Genomic DNA, 19,526 nt, shown 5'->3' with positions numbered 1-19,526 from the left:
TCTGGTCGGTCCGCAACCGCGCTTCGGACACGCACTGCTGAACGCCATTGCGGTCCTGGTGATCGCCTGCCCGTGCGCGCTGGGCCTGGCCACTCCGATGTCGATCATGGTGGGCATGGGGCGCGGGGCGCGGGCCGGCGTGCTGGTTCGCAACGCCGAAGCCCTGCAGGCGCTGGATACGGTCGATACGCTGGTGATCGACAAGACCGGCACCGTAACCGAAGGCAAGCCCCGGCTGATCGCGACCGAAACATCAGGTGCATGGGATTCCAACGTCGTCCTGCGGCTGGCGGCATCACTGGAAACACAATCTGAGCATCCGCTGGCCCAGGCACTGGTCGCCGCGATGACGGCGCAGGGCCTTCAGGCCGCGCCGGTCGGGGATTTCGCGTCTCAGACCGGCCTGGGCGTGACCGGCACCGTCGACGGCCATGCCGTCGTCGTCGGAAACCAAGCCCAGATGCGGCAGCAGGGCATCGATGCGTCGGCATTGATCCCTGTCGCGGATTCCCACCGGGCGGAGGGCGCGGGCGTCATGTTCGTCGGCGTCGACGGACAGGCCGCTGGGCTGCTGGTCGTGGCCGATCCGCTGAAGACCGACGCGAAGGAGACCATCGCGGCACTGCACGCAGCCGGCATGCGGATCGTGATGCTGACGGGCGACAATGCCCGGACTGCGGAAGTCGTCGCCCGGCAGGCGGGAATCGACGAGGTACATGCCGACCTCAAGCCTGAGGACAAGGCCGCGATCATTCGTGACATGCAACAGAAGGGAGCCCGTGTCGCCATGGCGGGCGACGGAGTCAACGACGCGCCGGCCCTGGCCACCGCCGATATCGGAATCGCCATGGGCACAGGCACCGATGTCGCAATCGAAAGCGCCGGGATGACACTGGCACAAGGCAGCCTCGCCGGATTGGTACGCGCCCGCCGCCTGGCACAGGCGACGATGCGCAACATCCGGCAGAATCTGGCATTTTCTTTCCTGTTCAATGGGATCGGCATCCCACTTGCCGCAGGCGTACTGTATCCTGTCTTTGGCCTTACGCTGTCGCCCATGTTCGCGGGAGGCGCGATGGCCCTGTCCTCCCTGGCCGTCGTGACAAACGCACTGCGGCTCAATGCCCTGAGACTTCGGTGAAAGCAGATTGCCTATTTCGTTCGGAAGGTATGCCTATCCGCGACAGGAACCCACACGAAGCGAAGACCCGTTCATTACAGGAGCATAGATTTTCATGCAGGAGTCGCCAGATGGGATATAGCTTGAATTGGTTTTATACCCTGCCCAAAGCGCTCAATGGCCTTACGATCCTTCTCAAGCGCCCGTAAGGCAGATACCGGACTTTCAGGTCAGCAATCCTACTGAAAGCCGGCCGCCACAGTTGTTCCCGTACATCGGCTTCCCGCTTATCCGGCGCGACAAGGAGCAGTCCCTCCAAAGCCTGCGCCTCTGACCCGCGAGCAAGATCCAGCATCCGCACGATGCCGGAATAGATGGTCGTTGAATGCTCAACCTCGAAGGCTGCGACAACCCTGTGGCTTTCCCGATCAAGCCACAGAACATCGATCAGACGCACGGATTCCGCTCCCTGCGTTTCCGTCGTGAACCCAGGCAACACCGACAGGCAGCCACCCAGATCATTGGAAAGCCGCGAACGATAGGTCGCATTCAGTTTCAGGATGCCCTGCCGCATGGCAAGATATTCCTCCCATCGCCCCAGCTTCACCTTTGATCCGGTCAGGGCATTATATGGATGTTCGCGACGGCGGCCATTGCGCTGAACAACTCGCTCCGTTTTTCCTCAAGACGAAAGCAGGGCAGCAGGTGCGCCACGATACGTTTGAGCTTTGCATTAACGGGGACGCGAATCATCGCCGGCCGGTGGCCGCGTGCAATCTCATTGGGGATGACAAGGCGTCGTCCGACAAGGAGAGCCACCCGTAAAGAAAGACATCGGGAGAGACTGTCTAATCACCATTCAATGACTGGTCTGCTTTCTATTCTTGTAAACTCAAAGCCGATGCAATCTGCAACAGCCATGAATACGATGTCGTGCAGGAAGCCGTCACAGGATGGATAGACGATCGCACAGAGTGCATCGTGAATGATCGAAGCCCACGACGTGCGAGCACATATCGCGACCAATATGACATTTATTGAATTTCACCTCCCGGTCCTAATCAGGGTAACCGTCGACAGACCGCGACGCTGAATCTCATTATTTGGGCGGATAAGCTCTCGAACAGTCTAATTCGCGCGTCAATTAATTAGTTCACCTAATGAGAGTATTCACATTATAGCATCTAATCAATGTCGAGACGCGTGATGTAGGCTCCCGGGAGCTTAAAATTCTGTTTCGGCGCGGTGCTCGGAAGCCTGGCCATACAAGTCGGCTGTTTTCAGGATGATGAGACGCCCCATTGCGGTGCGGACTTCGGCGATGTCGATATGAAAATAGCCGACCGGATAAGTCTTGAACTTCGAGCGCCTGGGCTTGTCGCCCTTGGTGTCGGGCAGACGGCTGATTCCATGGCGCTGAAGACAACGATGCAATGAAGAGCGCGTCAGATGCGGGATCGTCGCCTGTAGCGCGTAAAGGCAGTCGTCCAGGGGCAATAATGTATGGCGGCGGAACGCCACGACGATGCCCTCCTCCTCGATCGACAGGACCGTCGAAAGAGGAGCCTTCGGGCCAGTGCGTCGATCCGCTGTATCGGGCCGTCCCTTCGATTTGGCGACTGTCTTCGGGTTGACCCCGTGGCGTTCCGCCAGAGCTCTCAGGCTCTCTTGACTATGCTGTATCGCTCGACGGACTGCCGTTGTCGTCGTGGCGCATCCGTGGTGAACCTGGCCCATAGCGCATCCTTCCACTCTCGTGAAAATAATGCACCATCAAAACCCGGGACTAAACATCTAGGAAACCGCCTGCCCTGTTCCCCCATCCGTCGGCTGCGCGTATGCTGGGTGTGTCCGCCCCTACCGTGTTGAAAGCCTGACGCTCATGAGCGGCCCTCTCCCTTTTCCCTCGCGCCAACCTAGCCAGAAAGCTCACCCCACCCGCGCCCGCGCGGGCAGGAGATGGCAGGGCGCGCTGGGCAAGGGGCTGGCAGGGCTGCTGGCGTGCGCGGGGCTCCCTCCCCTTGCTGCCGCCTGGGGGGCGGAAAGCGCGCCCGCCATCAGCGCGCACAGCACGGCCAGCCTGATAAGCGCGTCCGATACCGCCAGCCCCGGCTCGTCCCTCCATGTGGCCCTGCGCCTGCGGCTCAAGCCCGGCTGGCACACATACTGGCTCAACCCCGGTGATGCGGGAGACCCCGCGACCCTGCGCATAACCGCAACGGGCGCGTTAAGGGGCGAGGCGCAAACCATTGTCTGGCCCACGCCGCAGCGGATCAGGGACGCCTCCCTGATGTCCTATGCCTATACGGGCGATGTGGTGCTGCCAGTGGTGCTCCCAATGGTGCGCCCTGTGGAACCTTCAGCGGGACGTCCACCGGCGGCCCAGCCGGGGCAAACGCCCGACGGCCTGGGCGCGCAAGGGCTGACAACCCTTAGCGCCCACGCCAACTGGCTGGTGTGCGCACAGAGCTGTATTCCCGAGGAAGGAACATTCACGCTTACCCTGCCCGTGGGCGCGCCTCGCCCGTCCGCGCAGGTGGGGCTGTTTACACAGGCGGAGCAGCATACGCCCGTGCCCTCGCCCTACCCGGTGAGCATCAGCCCCACAGGGGTACTTGGCGTTCAGGGCAGGGAGTTGAACCGCCAGTCCGTCGCGCAAGCCTGGTTCATGCCGCAAGAGCGCGGGCGGATTGGGGAAGCCGCACCGCAAGCCCTGCTCTTTGGCCCCGAGGGCCTTGCCCTGCGCCTTGACCCCACGGCTGACTTTACGCCTGCAAAGCCGTTGTCGGGTATTCTGGTGCTCAAGGCCCCCGATGGGACGGAGCGCGCGCTGAGCGTGCGGGCCACCCCGCTGCCCCCCCCAATGGCCAGTGAGCCCTCCATTGCGCCATCGGCCCGGCCTGCCACCGAGCCCAACACAGGAACCACCTCCGGGACCGCTGCCGAAGCCGCCGCTGGAACCGCCACAGGAGGGACCACAGCGGGGACCGCAACGGGAACCGCCATGGGGGCGACCAGCCCAGACCCGGCAGGGGACTATCCGGCAGGGGAGCAGCCGATGGCGGGCCATCTGGCAGCGCTCGGCAATGGCGTGCCGGGGCCGCCCCATGGCGGGGGGGAAAGTGCGTCTGGCCTGTTCCGCCTTGTTGTACTGGGGTTCCTGGGTGGGCTGGTGCTGAACCTGATGCCCTGTGTTTTTCCCATTCTGGCCATGAAGGCGCTGGCCGTCGCCCGCATGGGCCAGAGTGAGCGCCTGCACCAAAAGCAAAGCGCCATCAGCTATGCCGCAGGGGTTATTCTGGGCTTTACCGCCCTTGGCGCGCTGGTCATGGCGCTGCGCCTGGGCGGGGCCGCCACTGGCTGGGGGTTCCAGTTCCAGTCCACGATGTTCGTGGGCATGATCACATGGCTGATCTTCGCCATGGCGCTTAACCTGCTGGGGGTGTTTGTCTTCCTGCCGCCCGCCTTCGCCCTATCCTCCTCCCCCCGGCACGGGCTGGTGCATGACCTGCTGACCGGGCTGCTGGCCGTGGCCGTGGCCTCGCCCTGCACCGCGCCGTTCATGGGGGTGGCCATTGCCGGGGCGCTGGCCGGTCCCCCGGCAACCGGACTGGTCATTTTCGCAGCACTTGGCATCGGGCTTGCCGCCCCTTACGTGCTGCTGGCCTTTTGCCCCGCGCTGGCCAAAAGCCTGCCCCGCCCCGGCGCATGGATGGACTACCTGCGCCAGTTTCTGGCTTTTCCGTTACTGGGCACCTGCGTGTGGCTGCTGTGGGTCGCAGCGGTGGAGGGTGGGGCCACAACGGTTTTGCTTGTATCATCGGGCATGGTGTTCCTGGCCTTTGCGGCATGGGTTTACGGCATTACCCAAAGGCGCCAGCTCCATGCGGGCCATGACCGGGACTGCACGGCCCTGTATGGCGTGGCCCTGCTGGGGCTTTTGGCGGCCATGGCGCTGCTGCCCGCCCTGCTAGAGCAGGCGCCGCAGGCTGGCGCCAACCCGCCCTCCGCCTCGGGTCCGGGCCTTTCAGCCCTCCCCTCCGGCACGGAGGCTTTTTCCGAGGAGCGACTGCGCGCCCTGCACAATGCGGGCAAACCCGTGTTTGTGGACATGACGGCGGCATGGTGCATCACCTGCCTTGTCAATGAGCGCATGGCGCTCAACACACAGGCGACACAGGCAGCCATGGCACGCTATGGCGTAATAACGCTCCGGGGGGACTGGACACAGCGCAACCCCGCCATAACCGCGTTTTTGCGCAAACATGGGCGCGATGGCGTGCCATTCTACCTGTTTGTGCCCGCACATGGCGCGGCAGTGGTGTTGCCACAGATACTGACGCCCGGACTGGTCATAGGCACCATAACGCCCCACGACAAATAACCGGGCGCTGGCTGTACCAGCCCCGGCTCGGCCCGGGCAGGGTGTAAACGGCCCCAAAAGCTCCGGGGCAGTTCAACCTGCTGCCCGTTAACGCGGATCAGCCCGTCCGGCTCGATCACGTCGAGCGGCGCAAATGCGGAGAGCGCGGGTCGGAATGGGAGGAGTGGATTTGCGTTCTGGCAAACAATTCGCGGCCCGGATAATCGGGGATGAAGGGCGCAGACCATGTGCCGGTGGCGCCGATGACCGCGCGGCTTAGGAAATCACCCACGCTGGTGCTGACATTCAGGAATTTCTGGTCAGTGCGTTCCACACGTCCGACCATTACGGGGCGGTGGATCGGCGGCGCATAGCGCGCCTCGTAGAGGCGCCATCAAGCAACCCCCGTGGGTGGAGCAATCGCTATTAGCGCTCCGTCCGGCAATGCCTGCTGCACCTGCAAGGCCTCAGGTGCCGGCGCTGTCATCCACAGATCCATATCTTCCTGCTGCGTCAGGATAACTGGCATGGCCCAAGGATGAATAGCACCGACCTCCCGGTTGGCTTCAGTGGTCAGGAATCCATACAGGTTATTTGTCGTCTCGCCGTCAGCCAGTTTCCTGACCGACGTCCACCGGCACCACAGACCGGCGAAGAAGGCCAGCGGCTCGCCATCCGCTCTGGCGAACCAGACCTGACGACTTCCACCTTCGGGCAGATGTTCGGGCTCGGCAAACGCCGTCAGCGGCACCAGGCAGCGATGTTCCACGCCTTCCCATCGCCGCCACCAGGACGATTCCATATGCCGGATATTGGTTATGCCCCGATCCACCTTCCTGCCCTTGAGCATGCCGGGTGGCGTCGGCATTCCCCAGCGGGCCATGACCAGTTCCCTGCCGCCCTCGGCATTGCGGATGATTGGGGCCATTGTATTCGGCCACACCTCGGGCAACGGTTGCAGGTTGCCGATATGATCGATCATGACCCTGGCGATCATCCTGATCGCCTCCTGGTTCGTCATTACGGAGTAGAGGTTGCACATCGGTGCCGTCCTTCCGTCGTCGGCCAGAAAAAATCCCTGAGACTCAAAGCTTTACAGATATCAGAGACATAGCTGGGCCTCAGCTATTCCCTGCACTGTGTCACACCTCCGGTAATCGTGCCTTGACTCTTATCGCGCGTTAGGAACAAACCATGAACATATAGCTACTGACGCCGCCAGCATCGGACGGATTCGAGATGACCACGAAAGGGAGCCCAGCCCGGAAGAAGCCCGCCCTGGAAGCGCTTCAGGCGACCATTGCCCGGCTCGAAGGACACAAAAGCCATAAACGCGCCGTCCTGCCATTCGGCGTGAAGGAGATCGACGCGAGGTTACCGGGTGGCGGCCTGGTCCTGGGCGCGCTTCATGAGGTGGCCGGTGGCGGGACTGACGCCCTCAACGCCACGGCTGCGGCCCTGTTCGCCGCAGGGATTGCCGGCCGGACCAGAGGCAAGGTGCTGTGGATCGTCACCCGGCAGGACATCTTCGCGCCGGCTCTCGATCAGGCCGGACTGGCCGCTCGCCGGGTCATCCACGTTGAAGCATCCTCGGACAACGACGCCCTGGCCTGCTTCGAGGAAGGTCTGCGACATGGCGGGCTGGGGTCCGTGGTCGCCGAGGTCGGGCGACTGACGATGACGGCCTCGCGGCGCTTGCAGATCGCGGCCGAGGGAACCGGGACCATCGGCCTGGCTGTCCGGAGATGGCGCCGCCAGACGGAAGCCGCCGATTTCGGACAGCCGACAGCCAGCACCACACGCTGGCGGGTCTCTGTCCTGCCATCCGCGCCGCTTCCCGTGCCCGGCGTGGAGCGGCCCCGGTGGATGCTGGAATTGCTGCGCGCGCGATCGGGGGAATGCGCGGATTTCGAGGTGGAGGGGTGCGATGCCAACGGGAGGATCGAATCGTGTGGTGTCGCTCTACCTGCCTCTGTGGCCGACGGAGCGCATCAGGAAGAAGCTGGGCAACGCCGCGCCTGAGACACCGCTGGCCCTGGCCGGCCGGGAAGGCAGCCGTCGCGTCGTCATGTCCGCCGACCTTGCCGCCCGCAAGATCGGGGTGACGCCCGGCATTCCGGTTGCCAAGGCCCAGGCGCTCTATCCCGATCTGACCATCATGGATGCCGACCCCGACGGCGACCGAGCCGGGCTGGAGGCTCTGGCTCTCTGGTTCCAGCGGCGGATCGCGCCGATCGTGGCCGTGGACGCATCCGGCGGACTGCCTGATGGCATCGTAATGGACACGACCGGCACGGATCATCTCCATGGTGGCGAGCCGGCGATGCTGGACGCCGTGGTCCGTCGCCTGGCTGACTCAGGCTTTACCGCCAAGGTCACGATCGCCGGAACCTGGGGTGCCGCTCATGCCCTGGCCAGATATGGACGTGGCCGGATCATCATCGTGCCCGACGGAGGCATCCCCGACACGCTCTCCAACCTGCCGATCGAGGCATTGCGGCTTCCGGCTGCCGTCATCGAAGGATTGCGGACGCTGGGTATCTCCCGGATCGGCAAGCTGGCCGCCATGCCGCGCGCGCCGCTGACCTTGCGGTTCGGGCCGGAACTGGAACGCCGTCTGGACCAGGCTTATGGGCGCATCGCCGAACCGATCCTGGCCGTGCGCCCGGTCGATCCGGTTTCTGTGGCGCGCAACTTCGCCGAACCCATCGGCGCGGCCGAGACCATTGCCCGCTATATCGGCAAGCTGGTTCCCGTCCTGTGTGAAGGGCTGGATGCCAGGGGCGACGGCATACGGCTGCTCGACCTCCTGTTGCACCGGTTGGACAGCCAAACCCAGACGATCCGGATCGCCACGGCCCGGCCGGCAAGGGACGCGAAGCATCTGACGCGCCTGCTGTGCGAGAAGATCGAGACGATCGATCCGGGCTATGGCATTGAGCGCATGGAACTGGTCGCCGTCCTGGCCGAGCCGATGGAGGTCAGGCAGCGGGTTTCCTCGCTGATCGAAGAGGAAGAAGCCGACATCTCCGGCCTGATCGACACGCTGGCCAATCGCGTCGGTGGGGAATCGCTCTACCGGTTTGCCCCTGTGGAGAGCGACATTCCCGAGCGGTCGGTCTGCCGGGTGCCGGCACTGGCTCCGGATGACGGCGCCACCTGGCCGGTCGGATGGCCACGACCGACCCGGCTGCTTTCCCGGCCGGAACCTGTCCAGGCCATGGCCGAATTGCCGGACCAGCCGCCGATCTTCTTTATCTGGCGCGGTATCCGGCATCGCGTGCGCTGCGCCGACGGGCCTGAGCGCGTCTTCGGCGAATGGTGGAAGGGTGATACGGAACTGACGATCGCGCGGGATTATTTCCGGATCGAGGACACGGCCGGCGACCGATTCTGGGTCTTCCGCGAGGGTGATGGCGAACATGGAGAAACCGGCTCGCAGAGATGGTTCATGCACGGGCTGTTCGCATGACCCGCTATGCCGAGCTTCAGGTCACCAGCTATTTCTCGTTCCTGCGGGGCGTGTCTGCGCCTGCCGAACTGTTTGCCCAGGCCAAACGTCTCGGACTTTCCGCCATCGGGATCACCGACCGCAACACACTGGCCGGCATCGTCCAGGCCCACATCGCCGCGAAAGATACCGGCATGCGGCTGGTGGTCGGATGCCGGCTCGACCTCGCCGACTTTCCGCCGGTCCTGGTCTATCCGATGGACCGCGCCGCCTATGGCCGCTTATGTCGGCTGCTGTCGATCGGCAAGGCGCGCGCCGGCAAGGGGAAATGCCTGCTGAACTGGGCCGATCTGGCCGAGTGGGGCGACGGACTTCAGGCCGTGCTGGTGCCGGATGTCGCCGGCGAGGACTGCGCCCTGCATCTGCGGAAGCTGCGGGATGCCTTCGGGGACCGGGCCTATATGGCACTGACCCTGCGCCGCCGGCCGAATGATCAGATGCGGCTCTATGAATTGGCGAATATGGCCCATGCGCGCCGGGTGAAGACCGTCGTCACCAATGACGTGCTGTTCGATATCCATGACCGCCGCATTCTCCAGGATGTCGTCACCTGTGTTCGGCATAATACGACCATAGACCGGGCTGGCTTCGTCCGTGAGCGTCATGCCGATCGCTATCTCAAGCCGCCCCAGGAAATCGCGCGCCTGTTCTCGCGATATCCCGAAGCGATCGACCGGAGCATGGAGATCGTCGAACGCTGCCGGTTCAGCCTCGACGATCTAGCGTATCAATATCCCGATGAAATCACGACGCCGGGCCAGACACCCCAGGAAGCACTGGAAGCCCTGACGTGGGAAGGTGCGAGAGCCTTCTATACGGATGGCATCCCCGAGGACGTGGCTGAAATTCTCCGCCATGAACTGGCGCTGATCGGGCGCATGTCCTACGCGCCCTACTTCCTGACGGTGAACAGCATCGTTCGCGAGTCGAGGCGGCGGGGCATTCTGTGCCAGGGTCGCGGATCGGCGGCCAATAGCGCTGTCTGTTTCGTGCTGGGCATCACGGCGATCGACCCGTCGCGGACGACATTGCTGTTCGAGCGGTTCATCTCGGAAGAGCGGGGCGAGCCGCCGGACATCGACGTGGATTTCGAGCATGCCCGTCGCGAGGAAATCATCCAGTGGATCTATGACCATTACGGTCGCACCCGCGCGGCACTGACCGCCGTGGTCACCCGGTATCGGGCCAAGGGGGCTCTCCGTGATGTGGGCAAGGTGATGGGGCTGCCGGAAGACCTGATCACCCTGCTGTCGAAACAGATATGGGGCTGGTCGCGCGAGGTCGATGCGGAGAAATTCGCCGAGACCGGAATCGACCTGACTGACCGGCGTATCCGTCTGACGCTCGATCTGGCGCGTGCCCTGATTGGCGTGCCGCGTCATCTGTCCCAGCATCCGGGCGGCTTCGTGCTGACCCATGACCGGCTGGACGAACTGGTGCCGATCGAACCGGCGGCGATGGAGAATCGCCAGACCATCGAGTGGGACAAGGACGACATCGACGCGCTGAAATTCATGAAGGTTGATGTGCTGGCGCTTGGCATGCTGACCTGCATGAAGAAGGGACTGGACCTGCTCGCCGAACACAAGGGGCAGCGCTTCACGCTCCAGACCATTCCGGCCGAAGACCCGCGGACCTACGCCATGATCCGCAAGGCAGACACGATCGGCGTGTTCCAGATCGAGAGCCGGGCGCAAATGTCGATGCTGCCGCGCCTGAAGCCCCGGACCTATTATGACCTGGTGATCGAGGTCGCCATCGTCCGTCCCGGACCGATCCAGGGCGATATGGTTCATCCGTATCTGCGCCGGCGGGAGGGCCTGGAGCAGCCCGATTACCCGACCCCGGAACTGGAGGAAGTCCTGAAGCGGACCCTCGGCGTGCCGCTTTTTCAGGAACAGGTCATGCAGGTGGCCATGGTATGTGCCGGGTTCACGGCGGCCGAGGCCGATCAACTCAGGCGTGCGATGGCGACCTTCAAGAACACCGGGACGGTCTCGAAATTCCAGACCCGCCTGCTCGAAGGCATGAGGGAGAACGGATATCCGGAGGAATTCGCCGAGCGTATCTACCAGCAGCTTGAGGGCTTCGGCTCCTATGGCTTCCCGGAGAGCCATGCCGCGTCATTCGCCATCCTGGCCTATTCGTCATCGTGGATGAAATGCCGCCATCCGGACGTGTTCCTGGCCTCATTGCTGAACAGCCAGCCGATGGGCTTCTACGCGCCGGCCCAACTCGTCCGCGACGCCCAGGCGCATGGGGTGGAAGTCCGGCCTATCTGTGTGAACCGGTCACGCTGGGAGGCCATCCTTGAAGGGCCGGAACGGGCGAACGGCCTGTTTGCGGTGCGGCTCGGGATGAACCTGGTGAAGGGACTGGCCAATGAGGATGCCGCGCGGATCGTGGCGGCCCGTGGGAATCGGCCCTTCGTGTCGATAGACGATCTGTGGCGACGATCCGGCGTGAAGGCCGCTGCCCTGACCCACCTGGCCGAGGCGGATGCGTTTCGTGCGGGGTTCGGGCTGGCACGGCGTGAGGCTCTGTGGGCGATCAAGGCGCTACGGGATGAACCGTTGCCCTTGTTCGCGGCTGCGGAGATCGTCCGGGAAGCAAAGGAACCGGATGTCCTGCTCCAGCCCATGCGGGCCGGCGCCGAGGTGGCACGGGACTATAACCGTATCGGCCTGACCCTGCGGGACCATCCGGTTGCCTTTCTGCGGGATGATCTGAGGCGCGATGACATCCTGTCGTGCCGGGACGCAATCAATGCCAGGGATGGCAAGCGGCTGACGGCAGCCGGAATCGTCCTGGTGCGTCAGCGTCCGGGTTCTTCAAAAGGCGTGGTTTTTATGACGCTGGAGGACGAGACGGCGACGCTGAATGTCATCATTTGGGCAGACACCTTCGAGAAATTCCGGCCGGTGGTCCTGTCCGCCAGCATGGTGGCTGTGAAGGGGAGGCTTCAGAAGGAGGGCGAGGTGATTCATCTGATCGCTCTGGAGATCATCGACCAGTCGGGACTACTCGCCGATGTTGGAAACCGCTCAAATGGTGGCACCCCAAGCGACAGACATCACCCGGATGACGTCATCATAGTTCGATCGCGGAATTTCCATTGATGTGCGATGTCCAGAGTGTTGTGCCGCATTTCCATGATTGTAAGAGGCGTGCATCGGTTATCGGAAATCTGCGTCATGGCCTCTCTGCTAGACCCTTGATCGCCCAGTGAAGCAGATCAAGCAGTCGTTCACCTTCCTCCTCCGAGAGATGCGTATGGCTCCGGGCGTTGATGACCGCCACGGCTGCCGCAACCTCCGGCAACCTGACAGACATTAATGGCGATAGCGATATCGTCGTGCTTCTGCGATCGTTCGGATCCGGCTTGCGTTCGATCAGCCCGTCCCGTTCCATTCGTGAAAGGGTCTTCGCCATCGTGGATTGCTCGACGGCCGCGAGGTTCACCAGTTCACGCTGGCTCCGTGTCTTGCCGTCCGCCAACGCGAAGATCACCGGTAGCTGACCGGACATGAGGCCAAAGGGCCGCAGTGCTTCATCCATCTCACGAGCAAAAAGCCGGGCGGCCCAGTTGACCATATAGCCAAGGGAGTCGGTTCGGGACGGCCATTTATATGGCTTGCTATCTTCTTTCATGGCTTGCTATGTAAAAGACCTTCTCTTCAGGAAGCAAGGATCATATCATGCCAACGCTTCTCCGCCGTCTCCATCGTGTGACAGGAAAGCCTGTCGATCCTTTGTATTGGCAGTTTCATGACTGCCTCGGTCGTCGCAGAACTCTATGGCGACGCCTCGATTATCAGCACAGTCAAGCGTGCGATCCTCTGGGGATTATTGGTCCTGGTCCCATGTCTCGCCACAACGGGGCTTTCGGGCTATCGCGCGACAAGTGGGGCTCCGCGTGGTCTGGCACTCGTGAAACTCCGCCGTATGCGGATCATCGGCCTCAACGGGATTTGCGTTCTCGTACCGTGTGCGCTGTTTCTGGCCGCCCGCGCGGCGGCATCACGATTCGGTTGGCCATTCTACAGTATACAGGCGCTCGAACTTCTGGCCGGCTCTATCAATCTTACTCTTCTGGTCCTGAATTTCAGGGATGGTCTGCGCCTTGCTCGACGGCAATAAGCGCAGAGTACCGATGTGAGCCGCGCACACCGACAATAACGATTGATACGAATTGACGGCGCGATCAGGACCGCAAAACAAGTGTGTGTCTCCGCTAAGGCCATCACAGATTCAGCCTCGCGGTGGACACCATGTGGACACCACACCCCAAAACGACGAAAGCCGCCTTGCGGCGGCTTCCTCGTATCCGTCTGATTTTCCTTGGAAAATCTGGAGCGGGCGATGGGATTCGAACCCACGACCCCAACCTTGGCAAAATTGGCAGAACCATACGCCGGGGTGCGCCTGACTCCCATAATTTACTATAAAACAACATATTACATGAAATCTCCTACTCCGTAATGCGCTCGGATTTGCTCCGGTTTTCGACCATCTGCTTACAAAATGCTTACATTCTGTCGCTACCCCCGATAATGTAAGCAGGAAGCACGGTGACGGGGAAGCCCCATGGCGAAATTGACGAAACGGGCTGTCGATGCCCTGAAGGCTCCAAAGCAAGGGCAAGCGTTCCTTTGGGACAGCGAGTTGCGAGGATTCGGTGCCAGAATCATTCCCTCTGGCTTGAAGACCTTTATCTTGCAATATCGCAATGCCGACGATCGCAGCCGTCGCATTGCGCTTGGTCGATTCGGAGCCATCACCGTCGAACAAGCCCGTGATCTTGCGAAGATCAAGCTGGGCCTGCTCGCTCACGGAAAAGACCCGGCAGCAGAGGTCGAGGCGCATAAGGCAATCACGGTCGCCGCCCTTTGCGACTGGTATCTCCAAGAAGCTGCGGCCGGGCGGATCATCGGACGTCGGAACCGGCCGATCAAAGCCTCGACGCTCGCGATGGATAAGAGCCGAATCGAGACACACGTCAAACCGCTTCTCGGCAAGAGGCTCGTTCGCTCGCTGAAAGTGGTTGATATAGAGGGAATGCAGGCCGACATTGTGGCCGGCAAGACGGCCAAGCCCCGCAGCACCAAGCGAGGCGGCGCCACGACGGGCGGCCCAGGTGTTGCCTCGCGAGCGGTTTCGACTCTGCAAAGTATCCTCGGTCACGCTGCGCGCCTTGATAAGATTGCTACTCATCCCTGCCAAGGCGCGCGACGGCTTGCGGGAAAGAAAAAGCAGCGGAGGCTGAATATCCTCGAAATTGGGAAGCTCGGCGACGCCATGCGACATGCTGAGCGTAACGGTGAAAACCCGATCGCACTAGCAATCGTACGCTTCCTGCTACTGACCGGCTTCCGAATTTCCGAAGCGCAAGGGATGCGGCGCGCATGGGTTCGTCCCGAGGGCGGCTATATCGACTTCGCCGACACCAAGAGCGGCGCCCAGATTCGAGCCATCGGACCGGCCGCAATGCAGGTTCTTCAGAACCAGCCGATCCGTAAGGAGTCGCCATATGTCTTCCCGTCCGATATCAGTGAAGGACATTATACAGCGGCGAAAGCCTGCCTTGAGAGACTCTGCGCTTCGGTCGGCATCGAGGATGTCACGCCACATACTCTGCGGCACACCTTCGGCAGCGTCGCAGGTGATCTCGGCTTCTCCGAATTAACGATCAGGGCGCTTCTCGGCCACGCCGCGCAAAGCGTGACCCAAGGCTACGTGCATATCGACGAAGCCCTGAAGTTGGCCGTTAGCCGCACCTGCGACAAGATCGCTTTGCTGTTGGATGGAGAGAAGAAGGCGGGCCGGGCTGAGGGGCTGGCAGCGTGACGGCATCGGGGGGACCAAAGACCACTTGCGGCCGGAATACCTCGCCGACCGGTTTCAGTTATTGCAGTTAAGGGCGCACGCGACTGGATGCGTAGGAGAACCCGTCGTGGCAAGCCACGTCGTCACGTTCGCCGGTCTGTCCGACCAGGACCGCAAGAAGGTCGCCCCTCTGCCGAAGCTGGTAGAAGGCGATCGTTTCGAGTTGCATGTCCGGCGCCGGAACGGGCAGGATCAGACCATGTCCTTGCCGCCGGCGGCAGCCAGTGCCGTCGAGGCATTGATCGACCACCTGCTCAACGGCGAGCGGGTGGCGGTCCTTTCGGAAGATCAGGAATTAAGCCCCACCGAGGCGTCCACCATCCTCGGTATCTCCCGACCGCTCGTCGTACTGCGGATGGATCGCGGCGACCTTCCGTTCCGCTATATCGGCAAGCACCGCCGCGCGTCGCTCAAGGACGTGCTGGCGTTGAATACGGAACTCGATGTTCGGCAGAAGGCCATGGAGGATTTGGCCGCCGACTCCGAGAATCTCCATCTCCATTATGGCATTTAGTCCCGTTGTCGCAATCTACGACGCCTGTATCCTCTACCCGTTTCACCTTAGGAACATCGTCGTCCAGGCGGCGGCGGACGGTCGATGCGCGGTGGACCGACGCGATTCATGACGAGTGGATACGAAACCTTCTGGCCAACACGCCGGACCTTTCGGCCGAACGCTTGGCGACTACGAAGCAACTCATGAACGCCGCGCTGCCGAAGGCGACAGTAACCGGTTACGAACGTAAGCATCCGGAGAGAGCCGCGGGCGTAATCAGGCTTTGATGGTATTATTGCTGTGGTGAAGGGTTTTCCAGTGCCATGGCAGGAGTTCATGGAGGCGTGGATTTGGCATATCGTTGATACGGGCGAGGACATCTGCGAGTCATGCTTTGGGATCGACAAGGTTCAGACGGGCGGTGACGATCAGGGAATACATGGCGGCAGCGCGTTCTCCGCCCCGGTCTGACCCGGCGAATAACCAGGCTTTTCTGCCGAGGGCTATCCCACGGAGCGCACGCTCTGCGGCGTTATTTGTGAGACAGATGCGCCCATCATGTAGAAACCGTGTGAACATATCAGGTCGTCTGAGAAAATAGCTCATGGCCTGTGCAATGGGATTTTTTGATGACATGCGTTGGCACGTGTCACGCATCCACATGAACAGGTCCTCTACCATGGGAGCACTGCTTTCCTGACGGACCGCGAGCCGATGCTGGTCTGGGGTGCCGTTTATCACACGTTCAGCCTCGAAGATGGCGTCGATGCGGCGCACTGCCTCTATCGCCAGCGGGGCCTTGTCCTTCTCCGCGATTTTGAACAGCCCCCTTCGTCCGTGCGCCCAGCATCCTGCAGACACGACAGGTGCAGGCTGACGGCCCGGTTTTGTCAGAGCGTTATATCCGGCATAGGCATCGGATTGCACGATCCCCGTCCAGCCCGAAAGATGATCGACAGGATGTTCGCCCTTGCGGTCCCGTGAATAACGGAACCACACGGCTGGCGGTGCTGTGCCTCCAAAGGGGTGATCGTCGCGCACATAATTCCACAATCGACCGGTGCGTGTTCGGCCCTTCGCCAGCACGGGCACGGTGGTGTCATCCGCATGCAGACGACCAGCTGCCAGCACATGGACCCGGATCAGCGCGTTCAGAGGGGCCAGGGTCGCTGTGCAGGCTCCCACCCAGTCGGCTAACGTTGACGTGTCGAGATCAATCCCTTCGCGTGCAAAGGCATCACTCTGCCTGTTCAGCGGCAGATGCTGGAGATACTTGTCGCACAGAATGCCCGCCAGCAGTTCTGGCCCTGCACGCCCCCGTGAGATCGGGTAGAAAGGCGCTGGTGGCTGGGTAATGCTCTCGCAATCCCGACAGGTGAACTTCTCCCGCACCGTCTGGATGACTTTGAACTGGCGTGGGATCACTTCCAGCGTCTCAGTGATACTTTCGCCCAGTTTGCTCAGGCGCATCCCGCCACAGCACGGACACTGTGTTGGCGCAGGAAGAACCATCCGTTCGCGTGGCAGGTCGGCGGGTAAGGGCTGCCGCCCCCGGTTATTCCGCGGTGCTGTTGCACGGACAGCGAGGTCCGCCGCATTTTCGAACGTGTCTTCGGCTTGCGTTGTTTCCAGCTCCTCCAGCTCAAGTTCCAGCTGGTCCAGCAGGCGCCGTCCCCGTTCCGATGACGTCCCGAAGCGGTCCTGACGCATCCGTGCAATAAGATGTTTAAGATGGGTAATCTGCGCTTCAGCGCTGACTGCTCGGGCTTCAGCGTCTGTGGCCCGGGTTTCGGCAGCACGGGCACGCGTCTCGGCGGCGGCAAGTGCCGCACGTAAGGCCGTTATGTCATCCATGCTTCCCGTCATGAAAAACAGTTCAGCACAAAACCGTTCAAAAGGGTACAGGACTATGGATCACGATCCCCTTTTTGTTACCCCGCCAGTTCAGGTCGCCATGTTTTCTGCGGATTACGCCAGTCGATCCCTTCGAGCAGACAACTTAATTGTGACGCACTCAGATGGATGGCCCCGTCCTTTGCCGAGGGCCAGATGAAATACCCACGTTCAATCCGTTTTGCATAGAGGGACACTCCAATCCCGTCATGCCAGATCAGTTTCACCAGATCGCCGCGTCGGCCACGAAAGACAAAAACATCACCAGCATAGGGGTCTCTCCCCAGAAACTGTTGAACCCTCAGCGCCAGACCGGGCATGCCAAGGCGCATGTCTGTCGCACCTGCCGCCAGCCATATCTTCAGACCAGAGGGAAGAGGGATCATGAGCGTAAAACCTGAAGGAGTTTCCTCAGATCTTCAATCGCGATCCGGCTGTCAACCATCAGCTTCTCGCCACCAGGAAAAAGAATGCTGGCTTCATGTCCACTCCCGCAGGACTGGTCTCCTCCCAGCCCTTCAACAGGGGATGTCATATGAACCGGCACAAAAGAAAGCTGCTCTTTCGCAGACGGGTTTACGAAATCCAGTCTCTGACGCCATCGGTAAACGACGCTGACGTGGACACCAAACTGGCGCGCAACAGCACGGACTGACTGACCAGTTTCATAAGAAGCCAGCACAACCCGACGTCTGAACGCGTCATCATAGGCCCGGCGCCGTTCGCCAACAATTTCAATAACCGGATGAAGGGCTCGCGATGCTTGTGTCGCAGCGAATGTCGCTGCGACACAAGCATCATTCTGTTCTGATCGCTCTGTCATGAACAGAACACATCACCACACCATAAAATCCACAAGGCGTCTCACACCGGAAGCTTACTTACGAACAGCAATTCCGACCATATACGTTGCTCGATCCTGATGACCGTCCCGTCGCCGCGACCGCGATCGAGGCAGACGCGCCGATAATCGTCACATGGAACCTAGACGACTTTCCTGTTGCCGAATTAAGAGAGCATAGCTTGGCGCAGCAGTCACCGGATGTCTTCCTGGTCGACCTCTGCAAGCGGGCCCCGGATAGGCATTGCCTTCTGAACGAAATAGGCAATCTGCTTTCACCGAAGTCTCAGGGCATTGAGCCGCAGTGCGTTTGTCACGACGGCCAGGGATGACAGGGCCATCGCGCCTCCCGCGAACATGGGCGACAGCGTAAGGCCAAAGACGGGATACAGGACACCTGCGGCAAGTGGAATGCCGATCCCATTGAACAGGAAGGAGAATGCCAGATTCTGCCGGATGTTGCGCATCGTTGCCTGTGCCAGGCGGCGGGCGCGTACCAGTCCGGCGAGGCTGCCTTGTGCCAGTGTCATCCCAGCACTTTCGATCGCGACATCGGTGCCTGTGCCCATGGCGATTCCGATATCGGCGGTGGCCAGGGCCGGCGCGTCGTTGACGCCGTCGCCCGCCATGGCGACACGGGCTCCCTTGTGTTGCATGTCACGAATGATTGCGGCCTTGTCCTCAGGCTTGAGGTCGGCATGCACCTCGTCGATCCCCGCCTGACGGGCGACGACTTCCGCAGTCCGGGCGTTGTCGCCCGTCAGCATCACGATCCGCATGCCGACTGCGTGCAGTGCCGCGATGGTCTCCTTCGCGTCGGTCTTCAACGGATCGGCCACGACCAGCAACCCAGCGGCCTGTCCGTCGATGCCGACGAACATGACGCCCGCGCCCTCCGCCCGGTGGCTGTCCGCGACAGGGATCAATGCTGACGCATCGATGCCCTGCTGCCGCATCTGGGCCTGGTTTCCGACGACGACGGCATGCCCGTCCACGGTGCCGGTCACGCCCAGGCCGGTCTGAGAGGCGAAATCCCCGACCGATGCGGCCTGAAGGCCCTGCGCCGTCATCGCGGCGACCAGCGCCTGGGCCAGCGGATGCTCGGACTGCGTTTCCAGTGATGCCGCCAACCGCAGGACGATGCTGGAATCCCATGCACCTGATGTTTCGGTCGCGATCAGCCGGGGCTTGCCTTCCGTTACGGTGCCGGTCTTGTCGATCACCAGCGTATCGACCGTATCCAGCGCCTGCAGTGCTTCGGCGTTGCGAACCAGCACGCCGGCTCGCGCCCCGCGTCCCATGCCGACCATGATCGACATCGGAGTGGCCAGGCCCAGCGCGCACGGGCAGGCGATCACCAGGACCGCAATGGCGTTCAGCAGTGCGTGTCCGAAGCGCGGTTGCGGACCGACCAGA

14 protein-coding genes and 4 pseudogenes are annotated in these 19,526 nt (G+C 61.9%); 9 read left to right on the top strand and 9 right to left on the bottom strand.

The window, feature by feature from the left end; all coding sequences use genetic code 11:
* Positions 1-1,141 (top strand): heavy metal translocating P-type ATPase (locus GOB81_RS16070; protein ID WP_173571311.1); only part of this gene is annotated, 1,141 nt, incomplete at its 5' end.
* A 92-nt stretch (positions 1,142-1,233) separates the two neighbouring features.
* Here the strand turns inward: GOB81_RS16070 and GOB81_RS16065 are convergent.
* Positions 1,234-1,751: pseudogene (locus GOB81_RS16065) on the bottom strand (type II restriction endonuclease); the annotation flags it as partial.
* Between GOB81_RS16065 and GOB81_RS16060 the strand changes: the two are divergent.
* The gene (locus tag GOB81_RS16060) at positions 1,751-1,945 is read left to right on the top strand and encodes a hypothetical protein (RefSeq protein WP_018308145.1); all 195 of its coding nucleotides are present in this window, start codon (positions 1,751-1,753) and stop codon (positions 1,943-1,945) included. The pseudogene GOB81_RS16065 and the gene GOB81_RS16060 sit on opposite strands and share 1 nt — an antisense overlap.
* Positions 1,946-2,389: 444 nt before the next feature.
* Here GOB81_RS16060 and GOB81_RS16055 read toward each other — a convergent pair.
* Positions 2,390-2,857: pseudogene (locus tag GOB81_RS16055) on the bottom strand (IS481 family transposase); the annotation flags it as partial.
* A 145-nt stretch (positions 2,858-3,002) separates the two neighbouring features.
* Between GOB81_RS16055 and GOB81_RS16050 the strand changes: the two are divergent.
* Positions 3,003-5,504, top strand: a complete 2,502-nt coding sequence (locus GOB81_RS16050; protein WP_173571310.1) for a protein-disulfide reductase DsbD family protein — start codon at positions 3,003-3,005, stop codon at positions 5,502-5,504.
* A 154-nt stretch (positions 5,505-5,658) separates the two neighbouring features.
* Here the strand turns inward: GOB81_RS16050 and GOB81_RS16045 are convergent.
* Both GOB81_RS16045 and GOB81_RS16040 read right to left on the bottom strand, forming a co-directional pair.
* Positions 5,659-5,868: pseudogene (locus GOB81_RS16045) on the bottom strand (pyridine nucleotide-disulfide oxidoreductase); the annotation flags it as partial.
* Positions 5,869-5,877: 9 nt separating this feature from the next.
* Entirely contained in the window at positions 5,878-6,525 is a 648-nt protein-coding gene (locus tag GOB81_RS16040; protein WP_010669086.1) for an SOS response-associated peptidase, read from the bottom strand.
* A gap of 197 nt (positions 6,526-6,722) precedes the next feature.
* Between GOB81_RS16040 and GOB81_RS16035 the strand changes: the two genes are divergently transcribed.
* The 3 genes from GOB81_RS16035 to GOB81_RS16025 are packed head-to-tail and all read left to right on the top strand — an operon-like array spanning position 6,723 to position 12,113.
* Positions 6,723-7,505 carry an ImuA family protein gene (locus GOB81_RS16035; protein ID WP_018308150.1) on the top strand — a complete coding sequence of 261 codons (783 nt, stop codon included), beginning with the start codon at positions 6,723-6,725 and terminating at the stop codon, positions 7,503-7,505.
* Positions 7,411-8,955: a DNA polymerase Y family protein gene (locus GOB81_RS16030; protein ID WP_256138674.1), complete on the top strand. Its 1,545-nt coding sequence runs from the start codon at positions 7,411-7,413 to the stop codon at positions 8,953-8,955. The genes GOB81_RS16035 and GOB81_RS16030 overlap by 95 nt, the downstream gene beginning before the upstream one ends.
* Positions 8,952-12,113, top strand: coding sequence for an error-prone DNA polymerase (locus tag GOB81_RS16025; protein ID WP_026200119.1), 3,162 nt, complete (start codon positions 8,952-8,954; stop codon positions 12,111-12,113). Before GOB81_RS16030 ends, GOB81_RS16025 begins: the two co-directional genes overlap by 4 nt.
* A gap of 73 nt (positions 12,114-12,186) precedes the next feature.
* Here GOB81_RS16025 and GOB81_RS16020 read toward each other — a convergent pair whose 3' ends face one another.
* Positions 12,187-12,645 carry a MarR family winged helix-turn-helix transcriptional regulator gene (locus GOB81_RS16020; protein ID WP_010668704.1) on the bottom strand — a complete coding sequence of 153 codons (459 nt, stop codon included), beginning with the start codon at positions 12,643-12,645 and terminating at the stop codon, positions 12,187-12,189.
* 117 nt (positions 12,646-12,762) lie between these two features.
* Between GOB81_RS16020 and GOB81_RS16015 the strand changes: the two genes are divergently transcribed.
* The 3 genes from GOB81_RS16015 (at position 12,763) to GOB81_RS16005 (ending at position 15,394) form a co-directional block, all read left to right on the top strand.
* Positions 12,763-13,134: a hypothetical protein gene (locus GOB81_RS16015; protein ID WP_010668705.1), complete on the top strand. Its 372-nt coding sequence runs from the start codon at positions 12,763-12,765 to the stop codon at positions 13,132-13,134.
* 447 nt (positions 13,135-13,581) lie between these two features.
* Positions 13,582-14,841 carry a tyrosine-type recombinase/integrase gene (locus tag GOB81_RS16010; RefSeq protein WP_146887078.1) on the top strand — a complete coding sequence of 420 codons (1,260 nt, stop codon included), beginning with the start codon at positions 13,582-13,584 and terminating at the stop codon, positions 14,839-14,841.
* 106 nt (positions 14,842-14,947) lie between these two features.
* Complete coding sequence (locus GOB81_RS16005; RefSeq protein ID WP_029329636.1) at positions 14,948-15,394, top strand: helix-turn-helix domain-containing protein; 447 nt, start codon at positions 14,948-14,950, stop codon at positions 15,392-15,394.
* Between the two features lie 258 nt (positions 15,395-15,652).
* On the opposite strand, the pseudogene tnpC reads toward GOB81_RS16005, so the two are convergent.
* The 4 genes and pseudogenes from tnpC to GOB81_RS15985 form a co-directional block, all read right to left on the bottom strand.
* Positions 15,653-17,242, bottom strand: a pseudogene (tnpC, locus tag GOB81_RS16000) (IS66 family transposase).
* 65 nt (positions 17,243-17,307) lie between these two features.
* Positions 17,308-17,655 carry an IS66 family insertion sequence element accessory protein TnpB gene (tnpB, locus tag GOB81_RS15995; protein ID WP_010515587.1) on the bottom strand — a complete coding sequence of 116 codons (348 nt, stop codon included), beginning with the start codon at positions 17,653-17,655 and terminating at the stop codon, positions 17,308-17,310.
* Positions 17,652-18,092, bottom strand: coding sequence for an IS66-like element accessory protein TnpA (gene tnpA, locus GOB81_RS15990; RefSeq protein ID WP_010515588.1), 441 nt, complete (start codon positions 18,090-18,092; stop codon positions 17,652-17,654). Before tnpA ends, tnpB begins: the two co-directional genes overlap by 4 nt.
* Positions 18,093-18,385: 293 nt before the next feature.
* A partial coding sequence (locus GOB81_RS15985) for a heavy metal translocating P-type ATPase (RefSeq protein WP_173571309.1) occupies positions 18,386-19,526 on the bottom strand: 1,141 nt, incomplete at its 5' end.

The organism is Acetobacter conturbans (assembly GCF_011516755.1).
Classification (GTDB): Bacteria; Pseudomonadota; Alphaproteobacteria; order Acetobacterales; family Acetobacteraceae; genus Acetobacter; species Acetobacter conturbans.
Note: the sequence above shows the minus strand (reverse complement) of the source record. Positions and strands in the feature narration are given on the sequence as shown.

Excerpts from the sequence above, each read along its gene's own strand:
- GOB81_RS16040 (WP_010669086.1), bottom strand. The coding sequence starts at position 6,525 with ATGTGCAACCTCTACTCCGTAATGACGAACCAGGAGGCGATCAGGATG.
- GOB81_RS16050 (WP_173571310.1), top strand. The coding sequence starts at position 3,003 with ATGAGCGGCCCTCTCCCTTTTCCCTCGCGCCAACCTAGCCAGAAAGCT.
- GOB81_RS16060 (WP_018308145.1), top strand. The coding sequence starts at position 1,751 with ATGGATGTTCGCGACGGCGGCCATTGCGCTGAACAACTCGCTCCGTTT.
- GOB81_RS16010 (WP_146887078.1), top strand. The coding sequence starts at position 13,582 with ATGGCGAAATTGACGAAACGGGCTGTCGATGCCCTGAAGGCTCCAAAG.
- GOB81_RS16015 (WP_010668705.1), top strand. The coding sequence starts at position 12,763 with ATGACTGCCTCGGTCGTCGCAGAACTCTATGGCGACGCCTCGATTATC.
- GOB81_RS16020 (WP_010668704.1), bottom strand. The coding sequence starts at position 12,645 with ATGAAAGAAGATAGCAAGCCATATAAATGGCCGTCCCGAACCGACTCC.
- tnpB (WP_010515587.1), bottom strand. The coding sequence starts at position 17,655 with ATGATCCCTCTTCCCTCTGGTCTGAAGATATGGCTGGCGGCAGGTGCG.
- GOB81_RS16025 (WP_026200119.1), top strand. The coding sequence starts at position 8,952 with ATGACCCGCTATGCCGAGCTTCAGGTCACCAGCTATTTCTCGTTCCTG.
- tnpA (WP_010515588.1), bottom strand. The coding sequence starts at position 18,092 with ATGACAGAGCGATCAGAACAGAATGATGCTTGTGTCGCAGCGACATTC.
- GOB81_RS16030 (WP_256138674.1), top strand. The coding sequence starts at position 7,411 with ATGCCAACGGGAGGATCGAATCGTGTGGTGTCGCTCTACCTGCCTCTG.
- GOB81_RS16035 (WP_018308150.1), top strand. The coding sequence starts at position 6,723 with ATGACCACGAAAGGGAGCCCAGCCCGGAAGAAGCCCGCCCTGGAAGCG.